This window comes from Mycobacterium sp., from assembly GCF_049683355.1.
GTDB lineage: Bacteria > Actinomycetota > Actinomycetes > Mycobacteriales > Mycobacteriaceae > Mycobacterium.
In genome coordinates this window covers 1-3,242 of the sequence record NZ_JBAUJB010000405.1, presented here as the reverse complement: position 1 = coordinate 3,242, position 3,242 = coordinate 1, and the positions used below count along the sequence as shown (strand labels likewise).

At 67.3% G+C, this 3,242-nt stretch carries 4 protein-coding genes and 1 pseudogene; 2 read left to right on the top strand and 3 right to left on the bottom strand.

Going from position 1 to position 3,242, the window contains the following annotated elements:
• The coding region (locus tag WA944_RS23205; RefSeq protein WP_526610349.1) for a VOC family protein at positions 1 to 315 on the top strand (315 nt) is incomplete at its 5' end.
• Positions 316 to 352: 37 nt separating this feature from the next.
• On the opposite strand, the pseudogene WA944_RS23200 reads toward WA944_RS23205, so the two are convergent.
• Positions 353 to 1,640 (bottom strand): annotated as a pseudogene (locus tag WA944_RS23200) (HNH endonuclease).
• A 114-nt stretch (positions 1,641 to 1,754) separates the two neighbouring features.
• On the opposite strand from WA944_RS23200, the gene WA944_RS23195 reads away from it, so the two are divergent.
• Positions 1,755 to 2,021, top strand: coding sequence for an FAD-dependent oxidoreductase (locus WA944_RS23195; RefSeq protein ID WP_526375946.1), 267 nt, complete (start codon positions 1,755 to 1,757; stop codon positions 2,019 to 2,021).
• Positions 2,022 to 2,057: 36 nt separating this feature from the next.
• On the opposite strand, the gene WA944_RS23190 is transcribed toward WA944_RS23195, so the two are convergent.
• Together WA944_RS23190 and WA944_RS23185 are read right to left on the bottom strand one after the other, a co-directional pair.
• Positions 2,058 to 2,705, bottom strand: coding sequence for a class I SAM-dependent methyltransferase (locus WA944_RS23190; RefSeq protein ID WP_526375944.1), 648 nt, complete (start codon positions 2,703 to 2,705; stop codon positions 2,058 to 2,060).
• Positions 2,692 to 3,242 (bottom strand): FAD-dependent oxidoreductase (locus tag WA944_RS23185; RefSeq protein WP_526647398.1); only part of this gene is annotated, 551 nt, incomplete at its 5' end. The genes WA944_RS23190 and WA944_RS23185, both read right to left, overlap by 14 nt.

Sequence of the window (3,242 nt, the reverse complement as noted above, 5' to 3'; positions counted from 1 at the left end):
CTCCCCGACGTCGACGGCATCTTTCGCTGGCTGACTGTCGGCCCGCCCGGTCAGGACGACGTCTCGATCGTCCTGATGGCGGCGCCGGGTGCACCGGTGATGGACGAACTCACACGCAAGCAGGTCCTCGACCTCACCGCGAAAGGCTTTGCCGGCACCGTGTTCCTGACCACCGAGGACTGCCACGCCACGTATGACGCCCTCTGTGCACGCGGTGTCGAGTTCACCGAGGAGCCCCACGAGATGCCTTACGGCATCGACTGCGGCTTCCGCGACCCGTCCGGCAACAGCGTTCGGCTCACCCAGTTGGCCTAGACCTCAGTCACTTTGGGCTAGACGCTCTCAGGCGGTGTCAGGCGGCGTCGAAGGTGACCAGGTCGATGCTGAGTCGGCTCTCGGTGAGGCTGATTCGGCGTCGGATTGGTGGTCCGGGTAGCGGTGGGGCGGCGGACTGGTAGACCGCTCCGGTGGGGGTGCGGTACTCGGCGCGGTGCTCACCATCGATCTCGGTGGTGTTGACCTGCCAGCCGGGGGCTTCTTTGGCGTAATTGCACGCCTCACAGTCACCCAAACCGTTGAGCGCGCTGGTCGGGCCACCCTCGCGGGCCGGGGTGGCGTGGTCGCAGTGCCGGATCGGGGCATCGCAATACGGGGTCCGACATGTCTGATCCCGTAACTGCAGGAACCTCGCCAACGCTTTCGGGAAGATCCGCGCCCGCGACTCCATCGCCACCAACTGCCCCGACTTCGGATGCCGATAGAGCCGGCGCAGCGTGGCCTTCACCGCGGCGTCGGTGGCGGCGTCGCCGGTCAGCGTGCAGGCCAGCCCGGCCGGGATCGGACCAAACCCCGCCAGCCACGCCGGCTCTTCATCGTCGCCGGCCAGGGTGGTGTCAGCCATCACCATGTTCAACGCCACCGGCACCGGCTGCGCCGCGGGACGCCCGGTGATGCGTTGGTAGGCGGTGTCGGCCATCACCTGCCCCCGCGACCGCCCGTCTACAGGTGGTGTCAGCTTCGCGTTTCAGGGCGGCATACACCGCCACCCCTTGTGCTACGGGCAGCAGGAACGTCACGTAGGTCATGGTGTCCGGGGCCGGGAGGATCCATACGCTGCGGTCGGCGGCGGCTTTGGCCGCCCGCGCCACCACCGGCGCGGCGTCCAGGCGCGCGGCGATCTTCTTCGCCTCGGCCTCCACCCGGCCATTACCCCAACCGACCAGACGGGCGGCGTCAGCGCACAGTTCCTTGTCGAGTTGGCGGCGATGCTCCACGCTCAAACAGGCGGATTGTTTGACGATCAGGGTGGCCCGCCATTCCGAGAGGATCCCGGTTTCCAGCGCGGCCAGGGTGTGGGGCATCTCGTACACCAGCGCCTGGGCGAATCCCAGATGCCGGTTCCCGCACGTCGGAGCCTCGCGGCGCGCCAACGCCACCTCCGACGCCAGACCTCTGCCACGTTTGCGTGCCGGAACCGACGCGGCCTGCTCGGCGGCGCGGCGTTTGGCCGCCCACAACGCCGTCACCCGAGCCTGCGCCGCCGCCGCCGCCGCACTCTTCAGCTTCTCGAGCTGCTCGACCTGCGCGCGCAGCTCAGCCTCACCCGCCGCCGCATCCACATCGAACACCTGTTCGAACAACATGAAATCAGACTAACCCACCCCACCGACATCGTCGGATCGACGTACTACGGCTGTCTCATCAAGGGCGTTCCGGGCTATACGCGGCGCCGCCGACTCGAAACACTGACATTGATGAGTCGTCATGCCGTCATCTCGAGGGCCGGCATCGCCGGACCAGCGCTCGCCCATCAGCTCGCCACCCGAGGCTGGCAGACCACCGTCATCGAGCGCTCTGCGCAGCGCCGCGACGAGGGACAGAACATCGACGTGCGCGGTGCAGCCCGCGACGTCGTCCGCCGATGGGCATCGAACCGGACATCCGCGCGGCCACCGATTACCGCTTCGACACAAGGATCGTCGACCTCACCGACCAAGGGGACCGCGTCGCGGTCGCCCTGAACGACGGCACGACCGTCGATACCTCCGCCTTCCCGACTATCCCGGCTGACCGGACTTGGCCGCCTCCCGGCGCAGCACGATGAGATTGTCCACCAGCACCCCGGCCTGACCGTCCGGTCCGACCGCATTGCGCTGCGCAGATCCGACCCGCACCCGATCCCACTGCCGCGCATCGAGTTCGACGGTCTGCAACACTTCCTCCGCGCTGGGGAAGACGTGCTCGCGCAGGTGCGTCGAGGCCCACGGCGGTGCGGCGCCGTGGTCAACGATGATCAACACCCCTCCTGGGGCGACGGCATTCGCGGCCGCGGTGAAAATCCGTATCCGGTCGAGGTGAACAGGAGACTGCAGGAACTGTGCCGACACCAGGTCGAAGGTTCCTCCGGGAAACGACTCCGACAGATCCATCTGCTCGAGCCGCACCCGGTTGGTGAGGCCTCGGGCCGCGACTTCAGCCGCTGCGCGGCTCAACGCTGTGTCGGAGATGTCCACCCCCAGCACGTCCCAGCCGTGTTCGGCGAGCCAGAGGGTGTCGCCGCCCTCACCGCAGCCGATATCCAGTGCGCGCCCAGGCGTCAACGGTGTCGCGAATTCCGCCAGCCGGGCGTTGACGTGCCCACTCCAGAACCGCTCACGTTCGGCGTACCTGTCCTCCCAGTGCTGCTTGACCTCAGATGCCGTCAATCTCCTCCATCAGACTTCGAACCATAGATGCCGCAGCCGCCGAGCCCGCCGCAACAGCGGCCGCCACCTGAGGCATCTGCGTACACACGTCACCCGCTGCGAACACTCCCGGTGCCGACGTCTGATAGAGTGCGTCGACTTCGACCGCCTGCATCGAAACCGTCCCGGGCTCAACAAAATTCAGACCAAGCTGGGTCGCGAGGTCGGTGCGCTGGTGCAACGTCGCAGCCACCAACAGCCCTCGTCGGGCCAGCCTGGATCCGTCGGTGAACACGATCGCCTCCAATTCGCCGTCGACCGATGCCAATCGCTCGATCGGGCGTTCGTCCACCGGAACCTCACTGGCACGCAGGCAGTCCCTGGTTTCCTCGGTGAGATCCTCTGTCCCGTTGGTCAGCACGATCACGTCGTCGCTCCACCCACGCAGCAACCGAGCCATGTGCATCGCACGCTCGCCCTGGGCCAGCACCGCGAGCGGCTGCTCGCGAACCTCCCAGCCGTGGCAGAACGGACAGTGGAACACCGAGCCTCCCCACA